Source organism: Candidatus Chloroploca asiatica (genome assembly GCF_002532075.1).
Classification (GTDB): domain Bacteria; phylum Chloroflexota; class Chloroflexia; order Chloroflexales; family Chloroflexaceae; genus Chloroploca; species Chloroploca asiatica.
The window spans coordinates 78,124-100,490 of the sequence record NZ_LYXE01000031.1 but is presented as its reverse complement, the minus strand read 5'-3'; the positions used below and the strand labels follow the sequence as shown (position 1 = coordinate 100,490).

Annotated in this window: 21 protein-coding genes; 8 read left to right on the top strand and 13 right to left on the bottom strand. The window is 57.6% G+C overall.

The features are described from left to right. Positions 1–167 precede the first annotated feature (167 nt). From A9Q02_RS02890 to A9Q02_RS02880, 3 genes are read right to left on the bottom strand one after another with little or no spacing between them, the layout of a single operon-like run. Positions 168–1,010, bottom strand: coding sequence for a PHP domain-containing protein (locus tag A9Q02_RS02890; RefSeq protein WP_097650860.1), 843 nt, complete (start codon positions 1,008–1,010; stop codon positions 168–170). 7 nt (positions 1,011–1,017) lie between these two features. Next, a complete protein-coding gene (locus A9Q02_RS02885; protein WP_097650859.1) occupies positions 1,018–1,878 on the bottom strand; it encodes a DMT family transporter in 861 nt (286 codons plus the stop codon). Positions 1,879–1,883: 5 nt separating this feature from the next. After that, the gene (locus A9Q02_RS02880) at positions 1,884–2,420 is read right to left on the bottom strand and encodes a rhodanese-like domain-containing protein (protein ID WP_097650858.1); all 537 of its coding nucleotides are present in this window, start codon (positions 2,418–2,420) and stop codon (positions 1,884–1,886) included. Between the two features lie 816 nt (positions 2,421–3,236). Between A9Q02_RS02880 and A9Q02_RS02875 the strand changes: the two genes are divergently transcribed. The 5 genes from A9Q02_RS02875 (at position 3,237) to A9Q02_RS02855 (ending at position 9,513) form a co-directional block, all read left to right on the top strand. Continuing rightward, positions 3,237–4,376, top strand: a complete 1,140-nt coding sequence (locus tag A9Q02_RS02875) for an MGDG synthase family glycosyltransferase (RefSeq protein WP_097650866.1) — start codon at positions 3,237–3,239, stop codon at positions 4,374–4,376. A 12-nt stretch (positions 4,377–4,388) separates the two neighbouring features. Next, entirely contained in the window at positions 4,389–5,618 is a 1,230-nt protein-coding gene (locus A9Q02_RS02870; protein ID WP_097650857.1) for an MGDG synthase family glycosyltransferase, read from the top strand. A gap of 11 nt (positions 5,619–5,629) precedes the next feature. Then, a complete protein-coding gene (locus A9Q02_RS02865) occupies positions 5,630–6,079 on the top strand; it encodes an RpiB/LacA/LacB family sugar-phosphate isomerase (RefSeq protein ID WP_097650856.1) in 450 nt (149 codons plus the stop codon). 172 nt (positions 6,080–6,251) lie between these two features. After that, positions 6,252–8,489, top strand: a complete 2,238-nt coding sequence (locus A9Q02_RS02860; RefSeq protein WP_097650855.1) for a 6-phosphofructokinase — start codon at positions 6,252–6,254, stop codon at positions 8,487–8,489. 148 nt (positions 8,490–8,637) lie between these two features. Further along, positions 8,638–9,513, top strand: coding sequence for a sulfurtransferase (locus A9Q02_RS02855; protein WP_097650854.1), 876 nt, complete (start codon positions 8,638–8,640; stop codon positions 9,511–9,513). A 4-nt stretch (positions 9,514–9,517) separates the two neighbouring features. Here A9Q02_RS02855 and A9Q02_RS02850 read toward each other — a convergent pair whose 3' ends face one another. The 10 genes from A9Q02_RS02850 to hrcA form a co-directional block, all read right to left on the bottom strand. Continuing rightward, on the bottom strand, positions 9,518–10,204 hold the full coding sequence (locus A9Q02_RS02850) for an HAD family hydrolase (RefSeq protein ID WP_097650853.1): 687 nt from the start codon (positions 10,202–10,204) through the stop codon (positions 9,518–9,520). 6 nt (positions 10,205–10,210) lie between these two features. Beyond that, positions 10,211–10,609, bottom strand: coding sequence for a response regulator (locus A9Q02_RS02845; protein WP_097650852.1), 399 nt, complete (start codon positions 10,607–10,609; stop codon positions 10,211–10,213). An 83-nt stretch (positions 10,610–10,692) separates the two neighbouring features. Beyond that, the gene (locus A9Q02_RS02840) at positions 10,693–11,955 is read right to left on the bottom strand and encodes a Glu/Leu/Phe/Val family dehydrogenase (RefSeq protein ID WP_097650851.1); all 1,263 of its coding nucleotides are present in this window, start codon (positions 11,953–11,955) and stop codon (positions 10,693–10,695) included. Positions 11,956–11,988: 33 nt separating this feature from the next. Beyond that, complete coding sequence (locus A9Q02_RS02835) at positions 11,989–12,669, bottom strand: GNAT family N-acetyltransferase (RefSeq protein ID WP_245860225.1); 681 nt, start codon at positions 12,667–12,669, stop codon at positions 11,989–11,991. Beyond that, complete coding sequence (locus A9Q02_RS24060; protein ID WP_167857451.1) at positions 12,666–12,827, bottom strand: hypothetical protein; 162 nt, start codon at positions 12,825–12,827, stop codon at positions 12,666–12,668. The genes A9Q02_RS02835 and A9Q02_RS24060 overlap by 4 nt, the downstream gene beginning before the upstream one ends. 138 nt (positions 12,828–12,965) lie before the next feature. Beyond that, positions 12,966–13,712, bottom strand: a complete 747-nt coding sequence (rlmB, locus tag A9Q02_RS02830) for a 23S rRNA (guanosine(2251)-2'-O)-methyltransferase RlmB (protein WP_097650849.1) — start codon at positions 13,710–13,712, stop codon at positions 12,966–12,968. Positions 13,713–13,718: 6 nt separating this feature from the next. Further along, positions 13,719–14,846 (bottom strand): molecular chaperone DnaJ, encoded by a 1,128-nt coding sequence (dnaJ, locus tag A9Q02_RS02825; protein ID WP_097650848.1) that lies wholly within the window; start codon positions 14,844–14,846, stop codon positions 13,719–13,721. A gap of 113 nt (positions 14,847–14,959) precedes the next feature. After that, the gene (gene dnaK, locus A9Q02_RS02820; protein WP_097650847.1) at positions 14,960–16,831 is read right to left on the bottom strand and encodes a molecular chaperone DnaK; all 1,872 of its coding nucleotides are present in this window, start codon (positions 16,829–16,831) and stop codon (positions 14,960–14,962) included. Positions 16,832–16,876: 45 nt separating this feature from the next. Then, on the bottom strand, positions 16,877–17,404 hold the full coding sequence (grpE, locus tag A9Q02_RS02815) for a nucleotide exchange factor GrpE (RefSeq protein WP_245860220.1): 528 nt from the start codon (positions 17,402–17,404) through the stop codon (positions 16,877–16,879). A gap of 181 nt (positions 17,405–17,585) precedes the next feature. Continuing rightward, entirely contained in the window at positions 17,586–18,692 is a 1,107-nt protein-coding gene (hrcA, locus tag A9Q02_RS02810; RefSeq protein WP_097650845.1) for a heat-inducible transcriptional repressor HrcA, read from the bottom strand. Between the two features lie 267 nt (positions 18,693–18,959). Here hrcA and A9Q02_RS02805 point away from each other — a divergent pair, with 267 nt between their 5' ends. The 3 genes from A9Q02_RS02805 (at position 18,960) to A9Q02_RS02795 (ending at position 22,291) form a co-directional block, all read left to right on the top strand. Further along, a complete protein-coding gene (locus tag A9Q02_RS02805; RefSeq protein WP_097650844.1) occupies positions 18,960–21,116 on the top strand; it encodes a hypothetical protein in 2,157 nt (718 codons plus the stop codon). Positions 21,117–21,367: 251 nt separating this feature from the next. After that, a complete protein-coding gene (rpsF, locus tag A9Q02_RS02800; RefSeq protein ID WP_172450552.1) occupies positions 21,368–21,787 on the top strand; it encodes a 30S ribosomal protein S6 in 420 nt (139 codons plus the stop codon). A gap of 42 nt (positions 21,788–21,829) precedes the next feature. Then, positions 21,830–22,291: a single-stranded DNA-binding protein gene (locus A9Q02_RS02795; protein WP_097650842.1), complete on the top strand. Its 462-nt coding sequence runs from the start codon at positions 21,830–21,832 to the stop codon at positions 22,289–22,291. Positions 22,292–22,367: the final 76 nt, after the last annotated feature.

The window sequence follows — 22,367 nt, the reverse complement described above, 5'->3', positions numbered from 1 at the left end:
TCGTACCAGAAGGCCGACCCGCCTGCAAAACCCTTTACACATGGCTCGAAATGTCTCAAAAACTCTATACGTGAAAGGCCCCACCCGTGCCCCCACGCCGTGCCGTGCCCCCGCCGTGCCCGTGCCCCCGCCGTGCCCGTGCCCCTACGCCGTGCCCCCCGCCATATTCACGGACAGGTGCTTCGGCCAGCCAGGCCGTCCCCCTCAAGCAACGTCACCAGGGCAGGATCCAACGCCGCCAAGTCCTGCGACGGATGGTGCGAGTCTGATCCGCCACTAACCAGCAGGCCATATTTCGCAGCAAGCGTTCGGTAGAACTGCTCCTGCGCCGGGGTGTGCGTCGGATAATAGACTTCAAGCCCATCCAGGCCCGCCTCCACCAGCGCGGCAATATCTGCCTCATCCGCCGGGATCGCATATACCCCTTTGCTGCGTCCGGGGTGCGCCAGCACAACCAGCCCTTGCAGCGTATGCGCCACTTCGATGATCTCGGCCACACGCAACGGCTGATACGAACCAGGGCGTTCCTGGAGCAAGAAGCGCATCCCGGCGGCTTCGTCATCGTCGCCCGCCACACGCCCGGGCAAGGCGTTGCCACGGGCCAACGCCGTCGCAACCTCAGCTACATTGGGGGCGCGTCCGAGCTCTTCCAGCCCCTCCAGACGAAACCCCTCGGCAGGCAACTCGCGCCGCAGGCGTGCAGCATCAGCCAGATTGCGTTCAAAGACCGCCCCACACAACGCCACCAGTGCCGGAGCCTCGGGATCAACCCCATAGACTAGCGTATGCCAAAGCTTGCCCCCATACGCGCTGTCCAATTCCACCCCGGGGATAACCCGCACCCCGTGCTGCCGGCCCGCCGCAATCAACGGGGCCACGCCCACCATCGTATTATGGTCAGTGGCCGCAATCACCGTCAATCCCCGGGCTACCGCCGTCGCCGCCAGCACGTCGGGCGTCCACGTTGCATGGTGCGGCGTGGCCGTCGTATGAAGATGCAAATCAATCATGTCAGATCTACTTACGCAAGTTAATCCAGTTCCCAAAGAGCATCACCGCCGCACCGACCAGCACCAGCAGATCAAGCGGTTCCTGATAGAGCAACGCCCCGACGATCGCCACCAGGGGCAGCCGGAGAAAATCAAGCGTGACAACAACCGTCGCTTCCGCAACCTTCAGCGCACGCGCCATACAGTAGTGGGCCGTCAGCGCCGCAACCCCCACGACCCCCAGCCACGGCCAGAGTTCAAGCGCAGGGATCTGCCAACTGGACAGGGCCGGGATCAAGCCCATTGGCAACTGAAGCACCGTCATATAAAAGAGGATCGTCAGCGGCGTATCGTGCAGTGCAAGCTTGCGCGTCAACGTATGCGAGAGCGCATAGCCCACGGCCCCTGCCAGCACAGCCAGGGCCGCAGGATGGATCACCTGAAAGCCAGGCCGCAGGATAATGATCAGCCCGACCATCCCAAACCCAATCGCCGTCACCCGTTGAACCGTAATCCGTTCCCGGAGAATCAGCGCCGCCAAGAGCGCCGTCCAGATCGGCACGGTAAACTCAAGCGCAAAGACCTCGGCCAGGGGAATAAAGGCCAGCCCGTAGAACCAGCCAAACTGTCCCCCGAAATGAGCCAGATTGCGCACGAAATGCAGCCCCAGGTGCGACGTGCGCACCTGATGCCAACCCGTTCGCCACATCAGCAGGCTCACCACAAAGAGCCCGATCAAGCTGCGGAAAAAGAGGATCTGAAAGGTACTCAACGCCCCGGCAAGCTCACGCCCACCGACAGCCATCGCCGTAAACGAAAAGAGCGCCCCACTCATCCAGAGGGCCGCCACCACCATCGCACTAGGAGGAGCCAATTGTTTTGCGACCATACACCCTACTCAACAGGATGGCCGGCATCGCGCCACGCCTGAAACCCACCCTCAAGCGCAATCACCTGGGGAAAGCCCTGTTCCATAAAGATTTGCGCCCCACGCTGCCCCGAATCAGGACGCGCAGCATCTCCATACGCAATAATGACCGCCCCCTCGGGCAACGTACGCAAGCGTTCTTCTAGTTCACGCGAGGTAATCGTCAAGGCCCCGGGGATATGCCCCTCGCCATACGCCGAACCAGAACGCACATCAATAAAGATCGACTGGCCGGCATCAAAATAGGCCCGTGCCTCAGTATGACTGATCACCTGCACCGCAGGACCAGTCGGGTCAACTGAACCATGAACGACCCCCGGCGACTCAACCGATCCCGCCGCGACAGCCGTCTCTGGCGTAGCAGGCATACTCTGCTCCACCGCCGCTGGCCGTATCGTCAACACAACCGCCACAATCGCAGCTAGCATCAGCAAAAGACCAACCACAGCAGGCATCAACCACCCAGGTGTTTCGCGCTGCTCATCATCATTGTATGTTGTCATACATTCTCACTTCAATCCTCATCCCGAATTATACCAAGTACCTCAAATAATCCGGTAGTGCCAACTTCAGTCGGCTTCCGGCTCAGCCGAATGAAGTCGGCACTACCATATACCCGATTTAATATTAAATATTCATAAGTCGGCACTACGAGTCGAGGATCAAGCTGATCTGGCCCTTCTGAAACCATGCCTAAGGATCAAAGCGAAGAATCCCTGGCGTGCCATCCGCCCGAGATGCTTTGCTGCACTCAGCCTGACCAAAGCGACCGCGTAACTGCTCACATGTGGGGGAACAGACAAGCCTAGAATCAAGGTCGTCCCTTCCGCAGGGTCGATTTATTGTAACACAGACCTCTAGGGCGATTGCATCTTCCGTGTAGGCACCCCGCCAAGGCACCCGCCAGGGTACCCGCCAGGGGTGCCCCTACACCGGATGCGGCCTCGCCCCGGTACGGGCGGCACCCCTTGCGGGTGCCCCTACATCGGATGCGGCCTCGCCCCGGTACGGGCACCCCTTGCGGGTGCCCCGCCCCGGTACGGGCACCCCTTGCGGGTGCCCCGCCCCGGTACGGGCACCCCTTGCGGGTGCCCCGTTGTATCCGGTTTCGTATGATGCAATCGCCCTAGCCAATCCCTAACGCTGCGCATATCACGTAAGCCAAGGTTCGTAGGCGCTTGACCGTGACCACGAAAGTTCATGCGTAAAACTAATCCCTCTGCGCCGCAGCCCCCCAGGAACCTACGTTTGTGGTAGGATACCCCATAACAGGCAGATCTTGCGCCTGCCACATGATCATTCTCATCTCGGGAGCACCCATGCCGCGAGTGTTGCTGCTCTATGCCTCGGTTGGGGCTGGACATAAACGTGCAGCTGAGGCCCTTGCCACCGCTTTTCTACAACGCCAACCTGGTGAGGTTCGGATCGAAGATGTGCTCGATCATACGACCCGCCTCTTTCGGGTTGCCTATGCACGCTCATATCTCGAATTAACCGACCGCGCCCCGATGGTCTGGGGCTATTTCTATACCCAGACAAATGCCGATCCGACCCTCTCGGAGTTTACCAATAATCTCCGTAAGCTTGTCGAAAGCATCGGCACCACCGGGCTCAAAGATCTGCTGCGTGCCTTTCAGCCCGAACTGATTATCTGTACCCATTTCCTGCCCATGGAGTTGCTCGTTCGTTACAAGCGCAATGCGATGCTCAGTCAGCCCGTCTATTGTGTGGTGACAGACTATGTCGCCCATACCTTCTGGACCTATACCGAGATTGATGGTTATTTTGTCGGCGATGAACAGACCCGCGATCAATTGATCGCCCGCGGTGTCGCCGCCAATCAAATTAGTGTCAGCGGCATTCCGGTTGATCCCGTGGTGAACGAGCCGAAAGAAGTTGAGGCGATCCGTCTCCGTCATGGCCTGTCAACAACGTACCCGCTCATAACGCTCTTTGGTGGTGGGTTAGACGATGAGCATATCCGCTTGATGGTTGAGCATTTCTTGCAAAGTTCCCTTGACATGACTCTTGTTGTGGTCGCCGGACGCAATCCGACCCTCGTCGAGAGCCTCAGTGATCTCACGGCTTCAACGCATGTGCAGTTGCGCATCCTCGGGTTCGTTAACTACGTTGATGATCTGATCGCTGCCACTGATCTGGTCATCACCAAAGCCGGCGGCTTGATCGTTAGTGAGGTGCTCGCTCGCTCGGTACCCCTCGTTGTGATTGAACCAATCCCCGGTCACGAAGAGTGGAATGCCGATTATGTGGTGAGTTGCGGCGCTGGGGTGCAACTTCGCATTCCCGCTTCAGTCGCTCGCACGGCCCTCCATATGTTGCAGCATCCCGATACCCTCGCCCTTATGCGCTCGGCAGCTGCATCAGCCGGACGACCACGCGCTGCGCTCGATATTGCGGAACGGGTGCTTGCTGATTTTTTGAACCGACGCCATAAATGAAGGATAGCATCTATGACTTCAGGGCCAGTTGATGTCCTCTTTGCGATCTCTGATACTGGCGGCGGCCATCGCAGTGCTGCCGTCGCTATTAGCGCTGCCCTCGATCAGATCAGCAATACGTCGCTTACCTGGGCCATCGAAGATATTCTCCGCCTCACCGATTTGCCCGGCGTGCGTGGTGCCCCCGAACACTACGATAAGCTCTCGACCCGCTGGCTGCGCCTCTACGATCTGACCTTTCAATTGACCAATGCAACCCGTACCGTGGATATGCTCTCACGCCTGGTCTTTCTGAGTGCGCGCCGCAATCTGATCAGGGCCATCGAAGCACGCCAACCCCGCCTCGTCGTCTCAACCCATCCCCTCGTTAATCGCCTCGTCGTCTGGGCACGCAGCGCTCGCCGGATGCCCTTTCGTGTGATTACCTGTGTCACTGACCTCGTCAGTTTGCACGCCTCATGGACCTATCCAGGGGTTGACCTCGCGGTCGTACCGACCGACGAAGCCTTCCAGATTATGTATCGCCGGGGGATGTACCCGTCACAACTCAAACGCACCGGCTTTCCCGTGCATCCCAAATTTGTGGCCTATACGCTCGATGAACGTCAGTCGCGCCAGGCCCTCGGCCTCGATCCCGATGCCTTTACCCTGCTCGTTACCGCCGGTGGCGTCGGCTCGGGACGCCTCGCTGAACTCGTGCTCGCGCTCGAACAGGCCTTTCCCTCAACCCAACTGCTCGTCATTACCGGCAAAAATCGCGCCGTCTATCAGGATTTGCACGACCGCCAACGCCCTCCCTTGAGCCATATCTATGGCTTTGTGGATAACATGGAGGCGCTGATGGCCGCGAGCGATCTGGTGGTGACCAAAGCCGGCCCCGGGACCCTCATGGAGGCCCTGGTCATGCGGAAGCCGGTCATTGTCACCGAAGCCGTCGGTATGCAAGAGCAGGGCAATATCGACTTTGTCCTCAACTACGAGCTCGGCCTCTTCTGCCCAACCACCGAACGCATCGTCAACGCCGTCAGCGAGCTCCGTGAGCCACCGCGCCACGCTGCAACCGTCGCACGCCTCGCTGGGGCCGTGCCACGCGATGGCTCAGCCCAGATCGCCCGCATCATGATGGAACAACTTACGCTCGTGAATGCAACCTCGGGGATGCCGACTACCCGCCGCCGCGCAGGTTTGCTCGGCTTTCCCCGCGCTGGTCGCTCACTACTGCGTGGGCGACGTTCCCGCTAAGGAGATCACCAATGAACATTGTGCTCGGAAGCGATGAACAAACCTACCTCACTGATGTCCTGCGCGAAGAGTTGACCCGACGTGGTCATGACTTCATCCTCGTCGGGCCCCTCGCCGGAACCCAGGCGATCTGGCCTGATGTCGGTCGGGCCGTCGGCGAAACGGTCGCCACCGGCCACGCCGACCAGGGCATCGTCTGCTGTTATACCGGTACCGGCGTCAGCATTGCGGCCAATAAAGTCCCTGGTATTCGGGCCGCCCTCTGCCACGATGCCCAGACCGCCGTCGGCGCCCGCAAGTGGAATGATGCCAATGTGCTCGCCTTGAGCCTGCGTACGACGACCCCCGAACTCGCCCGCGAAATCTTAGATGCCTGGTTTGCGACCGCATGCCCTCCATCAGAACACGATGCCCTTGCCGCTGTAGACGCCATCGATCGAGACTATCGCACCTCAACCTGAAAGCTTCCGGGAAGCTTTCAGTAGCGTGCTATACTATAGTCACAGAGAGGTGCTTTAAAGTGTACACGTGTGGATTAGACGTTACCCGCGTCCTTTTTTGTTGTGGGTTGGCGACTTCGCCGCCAACCCACAACAAAAAAGATCGATCGGCAAACTGGAGAAGGAGAACACCATGTCTGCCGCCAAAAAGATCAAGATTGGCGTCTTGACAAGCGGCGGTGACGCCCAGGGCATGAATGCTGCTGTGCGCGCCATCGTTCGTACCGGAATCACGGAAGGCTGTGAAGTCTACGCCATCTATGAAGGCTATGAGGGGCTGATCAGGGGTGGCGATTTCATCCGCAAGATGGATTGGGATAGCGTCGGGGGCATCCTGCATCGCGGTGGCACGGCCATCGGTACTGCCCGTAGCCCCGGCTTTCGTACCCGCGAAGGGCTGCGCCAGAGTGTCGCTAATTTGCTCATCCACGGTATTGATCGCCTCGTCGTGATTGGTGGCGATGGCAGCCTCCGTGGCGCACAAGAGTTTCGCGAAGAGTGGCCCGGACTCCTGAAGGAGCTCGTTGAGGCTGGGCAATTGAGCAAGTCCGTCGCGGCACGCCATCCCCACCTCGGCATCGTGGGTCTCGTCGGTTCAATTGATAATGATTTCTCGGGCACTGATATGACCATCGGGGCCGACTCGGCGCTCCATCGCATTACCGAAGCTCTTGATGCAATTACCTCGACCGCCGCTAGCCATCAGCGCACGTTTGTGATCGAGGTTATGGGCCGGCATTGTGGCTACCTCGCGTTGATGGGGGCAATTGCCGGAAGTGCCGACTGGGTCTTTATTCCCGAGAATCCGCCCGAGGACGATGATTGGCCCGAACGTATGTGTGAGGCCATGCGCGCTGGGCGTGCCAGTGGCCGCCGCGATAGCCTTATCATTCTCGCCGAAGGCTCTCGTGACCGCGCAGGCAATGCGATTACGGCTGATTTTATCAAGCATTTGATCGAAGAACGCCTCGGCGAAGATACCCGGGTGACCATCCTTGGGCATGTGCAACGTGGCGGTGCCCCCAGTGCCTTCGATCGCTGGATGAGTACGTTGATGGGCTATACTGCAGCACGCGAGTTGATCCAAGCTAAGCCTGAACGCGACTCGCAGGTGATCGGGATTCGTGAGAACCGTGTGACCATGACCCCTCTCCTGCAGTGTGTCGCCGAAACACGCACCGTTGCCGAGGCCATTAAGGCCCAAGAGTATGAGCGTGCCATGAGCCTCCGTGGCGGTAGTTTCACCGAGGCCTTCCGTACCCTCCGTACCCTCGTCCAGTCACGTCCGCCCCAGGCCGGTACTGCCCCTCGCCCCCTGCGCCTTGCGATCCTTCACGCCGGCGGCCCCGCTCCTGGGATGAATACCGCTGTTCGCGTGGCCGTCCGCCTCGGCATTGACCACGGCCATACGATGCTCGGTGTTCGCCACGGGTTCCAGGGGCTCATCGATGGCGATGTCCACGAAATGGATTGGATGAGCGTCAGTGGCTGGGCTACAACCGGTGGCGCTGAACTCGGAACCAATCGCAAGATCCCCCGTGGCCCCGAGATCTATCAACTCGCCCGCCGCCTCGAAGAGTTTGATATCAATGGTATCTTGATGATCGGTGGCTGGACGGGCTATGATATTTGCTATAAACTCCATAGCGAACGCTATAATTATCCGGCTTTTAATATTCCGATGATCTGCTTGCCCGCGACGATTAATAATAATCTCCCTGGCTCAGAATTGAGCATTGGTTCTGATACGGCGCTCAATAATATTGTTGATGCCATCGATCGCATCAAGCAGTCAGCCGTCGCCTCGCGCCGCTGTTTTGTCGTCGAGGTCATGGGCCGTGGCTGTGGCTACCTCGCCTTGATGAGTGGCCTCGCTTCTGGTGCAGAACGCGTCTATCTGCCCGAAGAAGGTGTTACGCTCAACGATATGCAAAAAGATATCGATGAGATGAGCTACTGGTTCCAGCACGGCAAGCGCTTGAGCCTCGTGATTCGCAATGAGAAGTCGAATCCGATCTATACCACAAGCTTTATGTGCTCGCTCTTTGAAGAGGAAGGCGCCGATCTCTTTGAGGTGCGCCAGTCTATCCTTGGTCACCTTCAACAGGGTGGTTCACCGTCGCCCTTTGACCGTATTCAGGCCACGCGCTTGGCCGTCAGATGTATCGATTTCCTGATCGACCGTGCCTTGCAAGGCTCGGCTGATAGTGCCTTTATTGGCTATCAGGATGGCCGTGTCCAGATTATTGACCTCGAAGAGTTTCCCCGTCGTGTTGATGCTGAACACGCCCGCCCTAAACAACAGTGGTGGATGGATCTCCGCGATCTGACGCGGGTGTTGAACCAACCCCCCCGTGAACTCACCGATTGATTTCGTTTGTGAAGGACGTTTCTGAGCGCCCGTCAGACTTCACAGGTCTTGAAGACCTGTGAGGTCTCACAGTATGACACGGTCGCGAGCAAGTCAGAAAATGTAGTTGCCAGACTACTGATTCTGTTAGCAAGAAGAGAGTAACCCAATGCTTGAGTTGCCCACTGGTCCGCTTGTTACGACTGCCTGGCTCGCCGAGCATCTGGACGAGCCGACCCTACGCATTGTTGATGCGCGGGGCAAGGTGTTGCCCCCCACCGAGCCGAAACCACACTATTTTGCCCGCCACGACGATTATGCCGCCGGACATATCCCCGGTGCGCTCTATCTCAACTGGCTCGAAGATATTGTGGATCTCGATGATCCGGTGCCTACCCAGATTGCCCCGCCCGACAAACTTGCGCGTGTGCTCAGCGAGCGCGGCATTGGCGACGATAGCATCGTCGTTATCTACGATGACTGGTTTTCAATGTTTGCCGGACGCGTGCTCTGGGTGCTGCGCTACTATGGCTTTGAACAGGCACGCATTCTCAACGGTGGGTTGCTCAAATGGCAGGCTGAAGCCCGCCCGCTGACGACCGTCGTACCGCACTATCCGCCCGCAACCTTCACCCCGCAGCCCCAGCCCGCCCTGCGGAAGACCGCTGACCAGATCCTCGCGAACCTTGACTCCGCTGCGACGTTGCTCATTGATGCCCGTAGCCTCGCTGAGTATCAGGGCCACGAGTCACGCGCGGTGCGCGGTGGACATATCCCCAATGCCGCGCATGTCTTTTATCAGAGCCTTCTCAGTGCCGAGGATCATACCTTCAGCCCCCCTGAAGTGCTCCGCGAGCGTTTTACCGCCGCTGGGATCGACCTCGACGCGCAAGAGGATCGCGAGGTAGTCGCCTATTGCAACGGCGGTGTCTCCGCGACACCTACCGCCCTCGCCTATGAACTGATCACCGGACGCCGCGCCGCGATCTACGATGGCTCCTGGAATGAATGGGGCAACGATCTCAGCAAACCACTCGCCCAATAAGCTGTTACCCAAGAACGGCCCGTACGACAGCTTCGGTATCACGCAGGTCGGTTAGCGCAACATCCGGCTCACACCGCACGAGTTCATCAAAGGGGTACGGGCCAGTGGCAACCGCCACCGTGCGGGTTCCATTGGCCTTGCCACAGGCAATGTCATGCGGCGTATCACCAACAATAATAATCTCATGACCGGCAAAGGGTCGTCCGTACCGTGCCGCCGCTCGTGCTGCCGCAAGCGGAACAAGCTCAGGCCTATGGTGATGATCATCACCATAAGCCCCCGCCGCCAGATCAAGATGCGCCACTAGGCCAACTGCAGCAAGCTTGAGGCGTGCGACCGCAGCGATATTGCCGGTCAACGGGGCCTGGCGCACCCTGCCCGCCAACGCTTCTAGGGCTGCCTGCACCCCCGGAAAGAGCCGTGAACGTCGCGCCAATTCGTCGCGCTGCGCCTCTAGCCGACGCGCATAGCTCACGGTAAAGGCATGCAACTGCTCGGCAATCGCCTCGGGCGCCAGCGTCGGGAAACTCTCGCGTATGATCTGCCAGTCGGTCTTGCCTGCATAAGCCGTGCGCGCCATTGGTGCCGTTGGCCCGACGACCTCGCGCATGGTGGCCCGCATCGCCTCAGCCGCAATACCATCCGTGCTCAACAAAGTTCCGTCAACATCCCACAAAACCAGACGATCCATATCCTCTTACCGTATGCAATCCTGCGTGCCGTTCGTATGGCTCGTCTGCTGATCTACATAGCGTTGCACTGTCGCAAGCAATTCATCAAGATCAATAGGTTTCGCCAGAAACATATCAAACCCCGCCGCCACCGTCCGTTCGCGATCCTCTTCGCCCAGGCCACTCACCGCAATCGCTGGACAATGAGCCATCCCTGGCAACTGGCGCAACATGACGAGCAGATCTGGCCCATCCTGGTCAGGTAGGCGCATGTCGATCATCAAGAGACGACATACTTCATCACTGACGACCGCAAGCGCATCCTGACCGGTCGCGGCAATCGCCACACTGTATCCGTGACTCACGAGAAAACTGTTGATCACCTGCTGCATCAGCGGGTTATCATCTACCAGCAAGATCTGCATCCGGGACCCTTTCTCGCTGTCTCAACGCAACAGGCCCTCTTTAACCTGGATTATACCTTATGCTGGCATCTTTGCCTACTCACCTATGGATAAACGCCACGGGTCGCATTTGCTTCGGCAACCCGCTGGACTGCCAGCAGATAGGCTGCGGTGCGTAACGGTAAGGCGCGACTCGCCGCCAGTTGCCATACCTCTTCAAAAGCGTTCACCAGGATGCGCTCGAGTTTGCTGTTGATATCGTGCTCATCCCAGAAAAATTCCTGCAGACCCTGCACCCACTCGAAGTAGCTGACAATCACCCCGCCCGCATTGGCGAGAATATCAGGCACCACTGGAATGCCCCGTGCCGTCAGGATCGCATCGGCACCGGGCGTTGTCGGGCCATTCGCCCCTTCAACAATCATGCCCGCCCGTACCCGTGCGGCATTCTCGCCCGTCAACTGATTTTCTAGTGCGGCCGGGATCAATACGTCACACTCCAACTCAAGCAACTCGGTTCCGGTGATCGGTACCATATGCGGGGCCTCATATCCCTGCAGCAACCGAAACGTATGCCGTTCACTGTAGGTACGCATCGCAGGAATGTCAAGCCCGCTGGCACAGTAATAGGCCCCGGCAGCATCAGCCACACCAATCACCTGACAGCCCATTTCGTGCAACAGCAGCGCCGCTGTGCTCCCCACATTGCCAAAACCCTGTACAACCACCCTCAGCCCCTCAAGCGAGCGCCCCTGTTTATGCACCGCCTCACGAACCATCAGGCTCACCCCACGCCCGGTTGCCTCGATCCGCCCCAGTGACCCGCCAACCTGGATCGGTTTGCCCGTAATGACCGCAGGTACCGTATACCCGCGGTGCATCGAAATCGTATCCATGATCCACGCCATGATCTGTGCATTCGTGTTCACATCCGGGGCCGGAATATCCTTCTCGGGGCCAAGCAAAATACTCACATCCGAGGCAAACCGACGCGTCAGGCGTTCCAGTTCAGCCAGTGAAAGTTGACGTGGATCAACAATGACCCCACCTTTAGCCCCACCGTACGGAATATTGACCAGGGCACACTTCCACGTCATCCACATCGCCAACGCCCGGACTTCATCCAGATCAACGCTGGGATGATAACGAATCCCGCCTTTGACTGGCCCACGGCCCAGGTTGTGTTGCACACGGTAGCCCGTAAACATCTGCACGCTACCATCATCAAGCCGAACCGGGAAATTGACCGTCAGTTCACGCTGGGGTACGCGCAGGACAGCCCGAATATCGGGATGGAGGTTGAGCAATTCGGCGGCAGTGTCGAATTGCTGCTGGGCGATCCGAAAGGGATTAGCCTGATCAGACATCGTTGTCTTTTACCTTCTCAATTACAAAGGGGCTTACACAAGATTTTTGCGCAAATAGAGCCAGTGCCCCTGCCCAAAGAAGAACCAGGTGAGCAGTGAACGCCGCGAACGGTGCTGATAAAAACCGAGCCGCTGGTAGAGGGCTCGGGCGGCTTCGTTGCGCTGGCTGACATACAGACCAAGGTGATGCTTGCCCCGCAGCAACGCCTCTTGCTCGGCACGTGCGAGCAGCATCTGTGCAATCCCGCTGCGCCGGTACGTGGGCAAGACGGCCACATCGGTAATAAAGCCTTCACGACGGCCAATTTGATGATCGAGCAGCGATAAAACAAACAGCGACCGAATGGTTCGCCAGAAGCCAAGTTCCTCGTGGAACACAACCTCAACCGAAGCACTCTGATCGCTGATCATCTCCCAGGTACGGATCGTGGTTGTTCCAACAATCTGTCCCTGGTACTCCGCAACAAACATACCCCGCATCGCCACGGCACCCTGGTGCTCCCAGGTGGCCGCCAGCGCGGCGGCACCACGTTCCGTTGCATCAACCCCGAAGGCACCACCAAACTTGTCCGCAAAGGCCTCACGATGCAGCCCAAGAATGGCACTGACATCAGGCATCCGGGCCGGACGCACGGCGACACCATCAAGCGCAGGCATAACCCGTATCGGGGCCTGCAGACGTGATGATCCAAGTGCGTGCGAAGAAGCCGTCATGCTTTCGTCGTCAACTCCGCAACGCGACGATCGAGCCGTGCCGAAATATCACGGTACATGTCGCCACGCATCTGCGCAGCTTGCAGTTGACGCCGCAAGGTGAAAATATATGCCGCCGCACCGGCAATGGCGATCAAAAGAATGACGTTCAGTTTCATGCGTACCTCTTTGAGCCTATACTACGAACCGATTTGCTCGTCCTACCCTATTTTAGCGCAGCAAGGCATACTCTTCAAGTACGATGGATAGGGCAATGCCCTATCCATCGTACTTGAATGACACGGATCTGATGCTTTTCAGCGTTCAACTCGTTGACGCCAGGCACTATACAAGGCAATGCTCCCCGCGACCGCTGCATTCAGCGAGGCAATCTGGCCGCGCATGGGCAACCGAACCAGAAAGTCGCACCGCTCACGGGTCAGTCGCGCAAGCCCTGCACCTTCGGCCCCAACCACCAGGCCGAGCGGCATGTTCAGATCAGCGCGATCCAGATCCTCTGCGTTCGCGTCATCTTCCAACCCAACAATCCACACCCCACCCTTCTGCAGTTCAACGATCGTCTGAGCCAGATTGCCAATCATGGCAATGTTCAGATGCTCGGTGGCCCCGCTTGACGCATTCACGACCGCCGGTGTGATTTCCACCGCTCTTCGCCCTGGCAAGCAGACCCCATGCACCCCGACAACCTCGGCTGTGCGCAGCAATGTACCCACATTTTGCGGATCTTGTAGATGATCGAGCAGCAAGAGCATGACCGGCTCCTGCCGTTGCTCGGCAAGATCCATGCATGCCTCTAGCTCGACATATGGATAAGCTTCGGCCTGGAGCATGACGCCCTGGTGGTTGACCTCACGTAGTTGACGATCCAACACCTGGCGATCGACCCGTTCAACGTTGACCTTCGCCTCGCCGGCCAGCCGGATGATCTCGGCCATCACGCCGGTCTCTTGCACGCCACTCGAAACATAGAGCCGGTGCAACGTTCGTCGGCGAGCACGCAAAGCTTCCCGTACCGCATTCCGCCCATAAAGCTGTTCTGTCATACTGTTTTAGCGACGGAACGCATCTTTAATGCGCCCGAAGAAGCCCTCATCATGATCACTCTGGTCTTCCGGATCAAAAGTCCGGGCCAGTTCCTGAAAGAGACGCCGTTGCTGGTCATTCAGTTTCTGGGGGACGACCACCCGCGTCACGACGATCTGATCCCCTCGCCCCTGCTGACGCAAGAAGGGGACACCTTTGCCACGCATCCGAAAGGTCTGACCAGTCTGCGTCCCCGCTGGAATACGCAGGCGTTCGGTGCCGTCAATCGTTGGCACGTTGAGCTCTTCACCCAGGGCGGCCTGCGCAACATTGAGCTTCAATTCCAGGATGATATCGTTGCCTTCGCGCAAGAAGAGGGGGTGCGGCTGCACATCCAGGGCTACATAGAGGTTGCCAAACGAACCGCCCCGCGGCCCTGCTTCACCTTCGCCGCTGATGCGAATCTGCTGGTTACCATCAACCCCGGCAGGCACTTTCACCGTGATGTGCCGCGTCTGACGTATCCGACCTTCACCCCGGCACTCACGACACGGAATTGGAATCACCGTGCCCGTGCCATTGCAGTTGTCACATGCACTCACCGTGACCATGTTGATGAAGGGGGCACGCTGCCGCATTTCACCTGTGCCATTGCATTTCGGACAACGTACAGGATCAGTTCCCGGTTCAGCTCCATTGCCTTTGCAACTCGGGCACGTCTCGAGACGGCGATATTCGATCTCGCGCTCCACCCCAAAGATGGCCTCTTCAAACGTCAACCGCAAGCTGTAACGCAGATCAGCCCCGCGCTGTGGCCCGCGCTGCGTGCGCTGCCCTGCAGCTGCACCACCAAAAAAGGCGTCAAAAATAGTACTGAATGGATCGCCATTCGCAAAAGGATCACCATAACCACCGCCAGGCCCGCCCGGAACATTATGCCCAAAGCGATCATACATGGCCCGTTTCTGCTCATCCGAGAGCACCTCATAGGCTTCGTTGATCTCTTTGAATTTAGCCTCGGCATCTGGTTCTTTGCTGACATCAGGGTGATACTGGCGTGCCAGACGACGAAAGGCTTTTTTTATTTCGTCTGGTTCAGCGGTGCGGCCAATCCCGAGGACTTCGTAGTAGTCACGCTTTGCACCCGTCGTCATACTCTTCCTCACTTGATGCGTATGCTTTGCTTGCCCTGGCAGCGCGGTTCACTGGTGCGCCTTTGTCAACAAAAGTGTACCAGTAAACCGCTCTCTTCCTCGCAGCCGTACGCTCAATCTACTTTATATTCGCCCTCAACAACGTCGTCACGTTCAGGCTTGCCCTCTGCGCCTGTCGCATCACCAGCATACATCGCCTGACCAACGCGCTGGATGACGACGCTCAGTTCAGCGGTTCGGTTGCGAATAGCCTGTTCGTCTTCCGCCGCCAGCGTCTCACGCAACACGCGGATTTTGTCCTCGACCTCGGTACGCGTCGGGCCATCGACCTTGTCACCCGCCTCGCGGAGCGTACGCTCGGCAGTGTAGATCATGCTATCACCCGCGTTGCGTGCCTCAATCAACAAAAGGCGCAGACGATCTTCTTCAGCGTGCAATTCAGCTTCTTGCACCATCTGATCAATCTCGCTGTCACTCAACCCCGACGACGCCGTAATGGTGATGCGTTGTTCGGTGCCTGTCATTTTATCACGGGCGGTCACATTGACAATGCCGTTGGCATCAATATCAAACGTGACTTCGATCTGCGGTACCCCACGCGGTGCCGGTGGGATGCCAGCTAGTTCAAATTTGCCGAGACTCTTGTTGTACCGCGCCTCGGCTCGCTCGCCCTGCAAAACATGAATTTCGACGCTATTTTGATGGTCACTCGCCGTTGAGAAGATCTGACTCTTGCGGGTCGGGATGGTCGTATTGCGTGCGATCAGCGGCGTCATGACCTTCCCTACGGTCTCGATCCCCAGCGTCAATGGCGTAACGTCAAGTAGCAATACATCTTTGACTTCACCGCCAAGCACACCTGCCTGAATGGCCGCACCGATGGCAACGACCTCATCAGGATTCACCGTCTTGTTCGGTTCTTTGCCAAAAAACTTGCGCACCGCGTCTTGGATCGCAGGCATCCGCGTCTGCCCACCAACCAGAATGACTTCATCGATCTGCGACGGCTTCAACCCGGCATCATTCAGGGACTGCCGTACCGGTGCCATGCTGCGTTCGATGAGATCGCTCGTCAATTGCTCGAGACGCGCCCGTGTCATGGTCTGACTCAGATGCTTGGGTCCATTCGCATCAGCCGTAATGAACGGCAGATTGATCTCGGACTGCCCTACGCTCGATAGTTCCATCTTGGCCTTCTCGGCTGCCTCTTTGAGCCGTTGCAACGCCATCCGATCCTGACGGAGATCAACGCCCTGATCTTTCTGGAACTCGCTGGCAAGCCAGTCAATAATGCGCTGGTCAAAGTCATCACCCCCCAGGTGTGTATCACCACTGGTCGCTTTGACCTCAACCACCCCATCGCTCAATTCAAGGATCGAAACGTCGAAGGTTCCACCACCCATATCATAGACCACCACGACCTCGTCGTGGCCTTTTTTATCGAGGCCATAGGCCAACGCCGAGGCCGTCGGCTCATTGACGATACGCAGCACTTCCAACCCGGCAATCTTGCCGGCATCTTTCGTCGCCTGGCGTTGACTATCGTTGAAGTAGGCTGGCACGGTAATGACCGCCTGGGTCACCGACTCACCAAGGTATGCTTCCGCATCAGCCTTCAGTTTCTGTAAAACCATGGCCGAAACTTCGGGTGGCGCATACTCTTTGCCATTCATCGTCACCCGCACATCACCATTGGAGGCGGCACTCAATTTATAGGGCACGAGCACCGTGTCCTTCTGGACGACGGGTTCGCTGAATTTACGCCCGATGAACCGCTTGACCGAGAAGATCGTATTCTCAGGATTCGTGACCGCCTGGCGTCGCGCTACCTGGCCGACGAGACGCTCGCCAACTTTATTCATCGAAACAACTGAAGGGGTCAAACGCGCACCTTCAGCGTTCGGGATTACGACCGCTTCGCCTGCTTCCACGACGGCGATAACCGAGTTGGTTGTTCCAAGATCAATGCCGATGACTTTGGGCATATGCTTGTCTGTTGCTCCTTACAAAGATCGTAGCTCGTACTTCGCCTAGCCACGGCCTACTTTGACCATACTAGCACGAAGGACACGGTCGCCTAATTTGTACCCTTTTTGCAACTCACTAGTCACTTTGCCATCTTGCCCTTCGGCATCTTCATAAATGACAGCTTCGTGCAGATTAGGGTCAAAATCCTGACCAACGGCGTCAATTACTTTGACCCCTTCACTCTCAAGCACCGTACGCAGTTTGTGGGCAATCAACTGCGTCCCTCCCCACCAGGACGTCTCGGCAATTTCAGGCGGAATGTTCTCTATCGCTCGCTCAAAATCGTCCATAATCGGCAACAATTTGAGCAATAACGCCGAACTGGCGCTCCGAATCAATTCGGAACGTTCAATTTCAGTTCGTCGCTTGAAATTTTTATAATCAGCTGCCGCTCGCAGCCACTGATCACGAAATTCGTTAGCCTGTTCTTGCATATCAGCCAGACGGGCTTCCAGATCCTCTTGCGGTTTCTGCACCTGCTCTTCGCTCGCGTCAGCCGCTGGTTCCACAATATGCTGATTCTCGCTCATGATCCTCCTCACTTCTTGCATCTCGACTACTTGTATGCAAGCGTATAAACATGTCGGCGCTACCTGATGGCATCCCTAAGCCGTGGTTTCAGGCTATTGTACCGTTCAGAGGCGTACATCTCTTTCTGATGCGCTCGGCTAGTTCCTCTTTGCTCTCTCCTAAAGCCTTGGCGCAACGCTCTTAGCTCTCGGGTGAACGTTGATCGGCCTGATAGAGCTCAGCCAAGAGATCACTCATCAGTGATGAAATATACCGCACACTCGAAATTGAACGTGGATAGGCCATACGGGTAGGCCCGATGACCCCCAACACGCCTGTCACGGCCCGTTCAACTCCATACCGTGCTAAAATAACACTGTATTCTCGCATCTCGTCGGCACTGTTTTCACCACCAATGATCACTTGTACTCCATCAGAGGCCAGTGCCTGCGGTATCAATGACCCGAGGCCACGACCGCTCTTCAAAATGTCAAGCGCTCGACGCATCCGCTCAACCGCTCGTTCGGCATCCTCTCGCGCTAGCGCAGGGATGAATTCGGGTTGGCTGAGCATCTCGATCAAGCCATCACTATAGATCTGCTCCTGAGCCTGCGCTTCAAATGCATCCATTGCCCTGGCAACGAGATCAAGCACCTGACGCTCGAAGTCACCAAATTCAGACCCTTCTTGTTGTTGATCTCGTGTCAATAGATCTTCAACATCGCTCAATTCAAGATCGGCAAGCACACTGCTGATCCGCGCAGCACAACGACGCAGATCGTCGGGTGAACGCACCGCATCAAGCGCCAAGGTCTGCTGCTTCACGACCCCGCCATGAAAGACGAGCACCGCAAGGGCCATCGTATCATGAATCGCTACGAGTTCAACCTGGCGAAAGCGCAGCCGATCCGCCGAACGCAGCGGCGTCACTACCGAGGCATTCTGGGCAGTACGCGCTAGCACTGAACCCGCAAGCTGAATCCATTGATCCAGTTCGCCGCGTACCTGGTAAAACTGATGCCGGATCATTCGCTGCTCAGGCAGCGAAAGGGTCGTGCGATCCATGAGATTCTCGACAAAGAAGCGGTATCCTATATCGGTCGGAACACGTCCCGCCGATGTGTGGAGATGCATCAGATACCCTAGCTCCTCAAGCGCGGCTAGTTCGTTCCGCACGGTCGCAGGTGAGACATTTAACCGGTATTTGCGTACCAATGTCTCTGAGGCAACTGGCTGCGCCGTCTCAACAAATTCCTGGATGACGAGCTTTAAGATCGTCTGTCTACGTTCAGTAAGCCCCGACGACATAGCCATCTACCCTATCAGGGTCGCGTGGAGATCCGCCGCGCCTGTTGACCCACTGTTTGATCCCAGGTCTGGCACTCTCTTTTCGAGAGTGCTAAAGTCAAAAGTTAAATGATTGGCGTGCATTGGATGCACGCCATGACGTATTTTACCACGATCTTCCCCGCTCTGCCAAAAAAGTCACCGAACCCTCAAAATGGTATACTTTGGATCTGGTGAATCCGTTCGAAGGAGCCGTGAGCAGCGATACAATGCTAGCGGTAAAGCAGCATGACCTTGCGTAAACATATCCTCGTAATTCTTGCCTATGCGCTCTTTGGCTTGATCCTCATGGCTCCTGTGTTGCCCTCTGTCGATCAGGCTATCCCAGGCGGTGCGGTGGCCGCGATTGATGGGTGGCAGCATGTCTGGCACGTGTGGTGGGTTCACTATGCCCTCACCCAGGGCATGCATCCTCTCTTTACACCCCTCCTCTATTATCCCGAGGGGGTTGACCTTGCCCTGCATCCGTTGAACCTGAGCAATGGGTTGCTCGTCTTCCCGGTGACGGCGCTTGCTGGTCCACTGGCGGGCTTCAATGCGGCCGTTCTGCTGGCACTCACGCTTGCTGGCCTCGCTGCGTTCTGGTTTGCCCGTCAGCTCGGGGCCCAACCAGGGGTCGCTTTTGTGGCAGGCCTGATCTTTACCTGGTCACCATACCATATGACCAAGGTCTGGGACGGGCAGCTAGAATTGATCGCGGTTCAATGGCTCCCTCTCTATGCCCTCTTTCTCTTGCGCACCGTGACTCGCCCTGGGTATCGCGATCCGCTGCTCGCTGCGCTTTTTCTTGCGCTCATTGGCTATACAAGCCTCTATTATCTGCTCTTTATCGCGATCTATAGCCTTGCTTTTGCCCTGCTCGCGCTTGTTGCACCGCGCAGTTTGCTGCTTGACGGGACGCAACTTGCGTCGGCTCGGGCTGGCCTTGTACCAACAGCGCCGCAGCCACAACCGCTCCCCTTCCATCGGGCGATCCTGACCGGTCGTATGGCGCTCGTTGGCAGCCTCGCCCTCGCCTTGCTCTTCCCGCTGCTCTGGCCAGTCCTTGCGCCAATGCTCGACGGCCCCCGCGAGAGCGTCGGGCAAATTCAGCGTGATGCGTTTCTCGTTAGCCGTTCGGCAAACTTGCTTGATCCGTTCCTGCCCAGCAATCTCCATCCAATCTGGGGGCCAACCGTCCACGCGCTGGGGCAACGCTGGCATCCCGATATTGCCGCCTGGAATGTTGCGCTTGGGTATACCACCCTTGTCCTGGCAAGCCTTGGTACGTTCGTTGCCTGGCGCACAGCCTGGCGCTGGTTCTGCCTTGGCTTGCTTGGCCTCCTGTTTGCTTTTGGCCCTGTCTTGATGGTGGGCGAGTTCGCTACAGGCATCCCGATGCCCTATCTGCTCTTGCTCAATCTCCCTGGTCTCGGCATTGCCCAGCGCCCTGGCCATTTTGTGCTTATCACTAGTCTCGCCCTGATTCCCTTGACCGCCTATGGGCTTACCTGGCTCACCTCGTTGCTGACGCGGCACCATGGCCCCCGCGCAGCCTCTGCGTCGCTCTTCCTGGTGACCGCTTTGATCGCCTTTGAATATGTCACGCCACCGCTGCCCCTGCAACGCTCTGATGTGCCGCCAGTCTATCAGGAACTCGCCACGCAACCAGGCGCCTTGTTGGTGCTGCCTGTTCGCCAGGATAGTTTTTCGCTCCGCGCCCAACTCGTCCATCAACAGCCCATGCTCGGTGGGTATCTCGCCCGCAATCCTCCCAACCGCTGGGCTGAACGCCGCCCCGCGATCCGCCAACTCTGGCGGATGGAACCAGAACCAGATCGCTTGCTTGCGTCCGGCGATCAAGGCCCTATGATCCTCGATGTCTACGGCATTCGTCAGGTGCTCGTCCACTGGGATCAGTTGCCCCCACAAGCGCACCCGACCGTTGCTGCCGCCCTGCAACAAGCTCTGCCTGGCTTGGAACCAGCTTCAACCACCACCACGTATAGCCTCTACCAGATCCCTGCGACCCAACAGCACCCCTTTGGTTATTTCGCTGAAGGATGGTACCCTGAAGAACAGGCCGGCGAGCGGAGTTGGCGCTGGATGAGCCAGGAAGGAGTGCTGGCGCTCGTGAATCCCTCCAGCGAACCTGCCATGATCCAGGTGCAGATGCAAGCCGAAAGTTATCAGGTCGCACGCCAGGTTCAACTCTTGCTCAATGCCCAAGCGCTTGGCACATGGCAGGTTCCCGCGCAACCAGTGCAGACTACGATCACGCTGAGGCTTGTCGTGCCCCCAGGTGAACATAACCTTTACCTGCGTACCCCGGCTGACGATGATCCGCGTTACAATGGCCCCCTCAGCATCGTGCTCACCAGGATTGAGGTAGGCCTGTCGCCCTAGTAATACCAATTGGAATCGTGGGGGTTGCGCCCCAAACCCCACCGCCGAAGGCGGACTTTGCAGCAGCCATGCTAGCACGACAATGCGCATTGCGTTGTCGTGCTAGCCATGCTATAATCCACCGTTGGTATGAGCAGTCTTCTGGAATGTATGGTGCATTACTACTGCTCACTATCTTTCGGTTCCACCGCACCTCCGGGTCGCGCAACCCCAGAGCAGAGACGAGTGGGACATCACCAGAGGAGGAAGGTGTGCGCGAACGTCGTCGTGAATATGAACTTATGGTTGTGATTAGTCCGCTGAGTGCAAACGAAGAAGGGGTGAATGCAACCCTTGATCGCTTGCGCGATACCATTGAAACAGCCGGTGGTGAAATCACGGGCATTAATCAGTCACCCCCCTGGGGCCGCCGCAAACTCGCCTATACGATTCGTGAGTATGTCAGCGGTGAAGCGAGCCGACGGAATTTTAGTGAGGGCTACTACGTCTTGATTAATTTGACGCTCAGTGCTTCCAAAGTGATTGAGCTCGAGCGTACAATTAAGCTCACCGATGCGATCCTGCGCCATCTCATGACCGTCATTGAGCCGAAGGGTGTGAAACCCGTGCCTGATAGTCCTGATGCGAGCGATGAGGGCAGCGATGAGGTTGTTGAAGAGACAGAAGCCTGAGCCCTGGATAAACCTTGATGGCGTGCGAGCGGAGTAGCAGTAATGGCACGTGACCTCAATAAAGTGATGATTATTGGTCGGCTGGGCGGCGATCCAGAAATGCGTTTTACTCCCTCAGGTAGCCCTGTGACAACCTTTCGGGTTGCCGTCGGGCGTCAGTGGCGCGATAGCAATGGCGAGACCCACGAAGAGACTGAGTGGTTTAGCGTTGTTGCCTGGAATAAACTGGCTGAGACCTGTAACCAGTATCTCAATAAAGGTGCCCGTGTCTATCTCGAAGGACGCCTTCAGACGCGTTCATGGGAAGATCAGCAGAGCGGTCAGACTCGTTATAAGACCGAGTTGATTGCCAATGATATGATCATGCTCGATAGCCGTGAGGGTCGCGCCCATCGCGAAAGTGATGAGTATCACCCTCCCCGTGATCTCCCGCGAAGCGGTCGCTCGGGCCCGCCGCCGCCGCCGCCATCGCCTGATATCGGTGACGAGGATATTCCCTTCTAAGCACTGGTCACCTCCGGTTGCTACGTACGGCAGATGCACGTCGAAGGCTGCTCGCTCAGGCGAGTTCCTTGCGCTT

Bases quoted from the DNA above. Each gene is read 5' to 3' on its own strand.
- A9Q02_RS02870 (WP_097650857.1), top strand. From the start codon at position 4,389: ATGACTTCAGGGCCAGTTGATGTCCTCTTTGCGATCTCTGATACTGGC.
- A9Q02_RS02795 (WP_097650842.1), top strand. From the start codon at position 21,830: ATGGCACGTGACCTCAATAAAGTGATGATTATTGGTCGGCTGGGCGGC.
- grpE (WP_245860220.1), bottom strand. From the start codon at position 17,404: ATGAGCGAGAATCAGCATATTGTGGAACCAGCGGCTGACGCGAGCGAA.
- A9Q02_RS02865 (WP_097650856.1), top strand. From the start codon at position 5,630: ATGAACATTGTGCTCGGAAGCGATGAACAAACCTACCTCACTGATGTC.
- A9Q02_RS02885 (WP_097650859.1), bottom strand. From the start codon at position 1,878: ATGGTCGCAAAACAATTGGCTCCTCCTAGTGCGATGGTGGTGGCGGCC.
- hrcA (WP_097650845.1), bottom strand. From the start codon at position 18,692: ATGTCGTCGGGGCTTACTGAACGTAGACAGACGATCTTAAAGCTCGTC.
- A9Q02_RS02840 (WP_097650851.1), bottom strand. From the start codon at position 11,955: ATGTCTGATCAGGCTAATCCCTTTCGGATCGCCCAGCAGCAATTCGAC.
- A9Q02_RS02845 (WP_097650852.1), bottom strand. From the start codon at position 10,609: ATGCAGATCTTGCTGGTAGATGATAACCCGCTGATGCAGCAGGTGATC.
- A9Q02_RS02860 (WP_097650855.1), top strand. From the start codon at position 6,252: ATGTCTGCCGCCAAAAAGATCAAGATTGGCGTCTTGACAAGCGGCGGT.
- A9Q02_RS02880 (WP_097650858.1), bottom strand. From the start codon at position 2,420: ATGACAACATACAATGATGATGAGCAGCGCGAAACACCTGGGTGGTTG.
- dnaK (WP_097650847.1), bottom strand. From the start codon at position 16,831: ATGCCCAAAGTCATCGGCATTGATCTTGGAACAACCAACTCGGTTATC.
- A9Q02_RS02890 (WP_097650860.1), bottom strand. From the start codon at position 1,010: ATGATTGATTTGCATCTTCATACGACGGCCACGCCGCACCATGCAACG.
- A9Q02_RS02835 (WP_245860225.1), bottom strand. From the start codon at position 12,669: ATGACGGCTTCTTCGCACGCACTTGGATCATCACGTCTGCAGGCCCCG.
- dnaJ (WP_097650848.1), bottom strand. From the start codon at position 14,846: ATGACGACGGGTGCAAAGCGTGACTACTACGAAGTCCTCGGGATTGGC.
- A9Q02_RS02855 (WP_097650854.1), top strand. From the start codon at position 8,638: ATGCTTGAGTTGCCCACTGGTCCGCTTGTTACGACTGCCTGGCTCGCC.
- A9Q02_RS02875 (WP_097650866.1), top strand. From the start codon at position 3,237: ATGCCGCGAGTGTTGCTGCTCTATGCCTCGGTTGGGGCTGGACATAAA.
- rlmB (WP_097650849.1), bottom strand. From the start codon at position 13,712: ATGACAGAACAGCTTTATGGGCGGAATGCGGTACGGGAAGCTTTGCGT.
- A9Q02_RS02805 (WP_097650844.1), top strand. From the start codon at position 18,960: ATGACCTTGCGTAAACATATCCTCGTAATTCTTGCCTATGCGCTCTTT.
- A9Q02_RS24060 (WP_167857451.1), bottom strand. From the start codon at position 12,827: ATGAAACTGAACGTCATTCTTTTGATCGCCATTGCCGGTGCGGCGGCA.
- A9Q02_RS02850 (WP_097650853.1), bottom strand. From the start codon at position 10,204: ATGGATCGTCTGGTTTTGTGGGATGTTGACGGAACTTTGTTGAGCACG.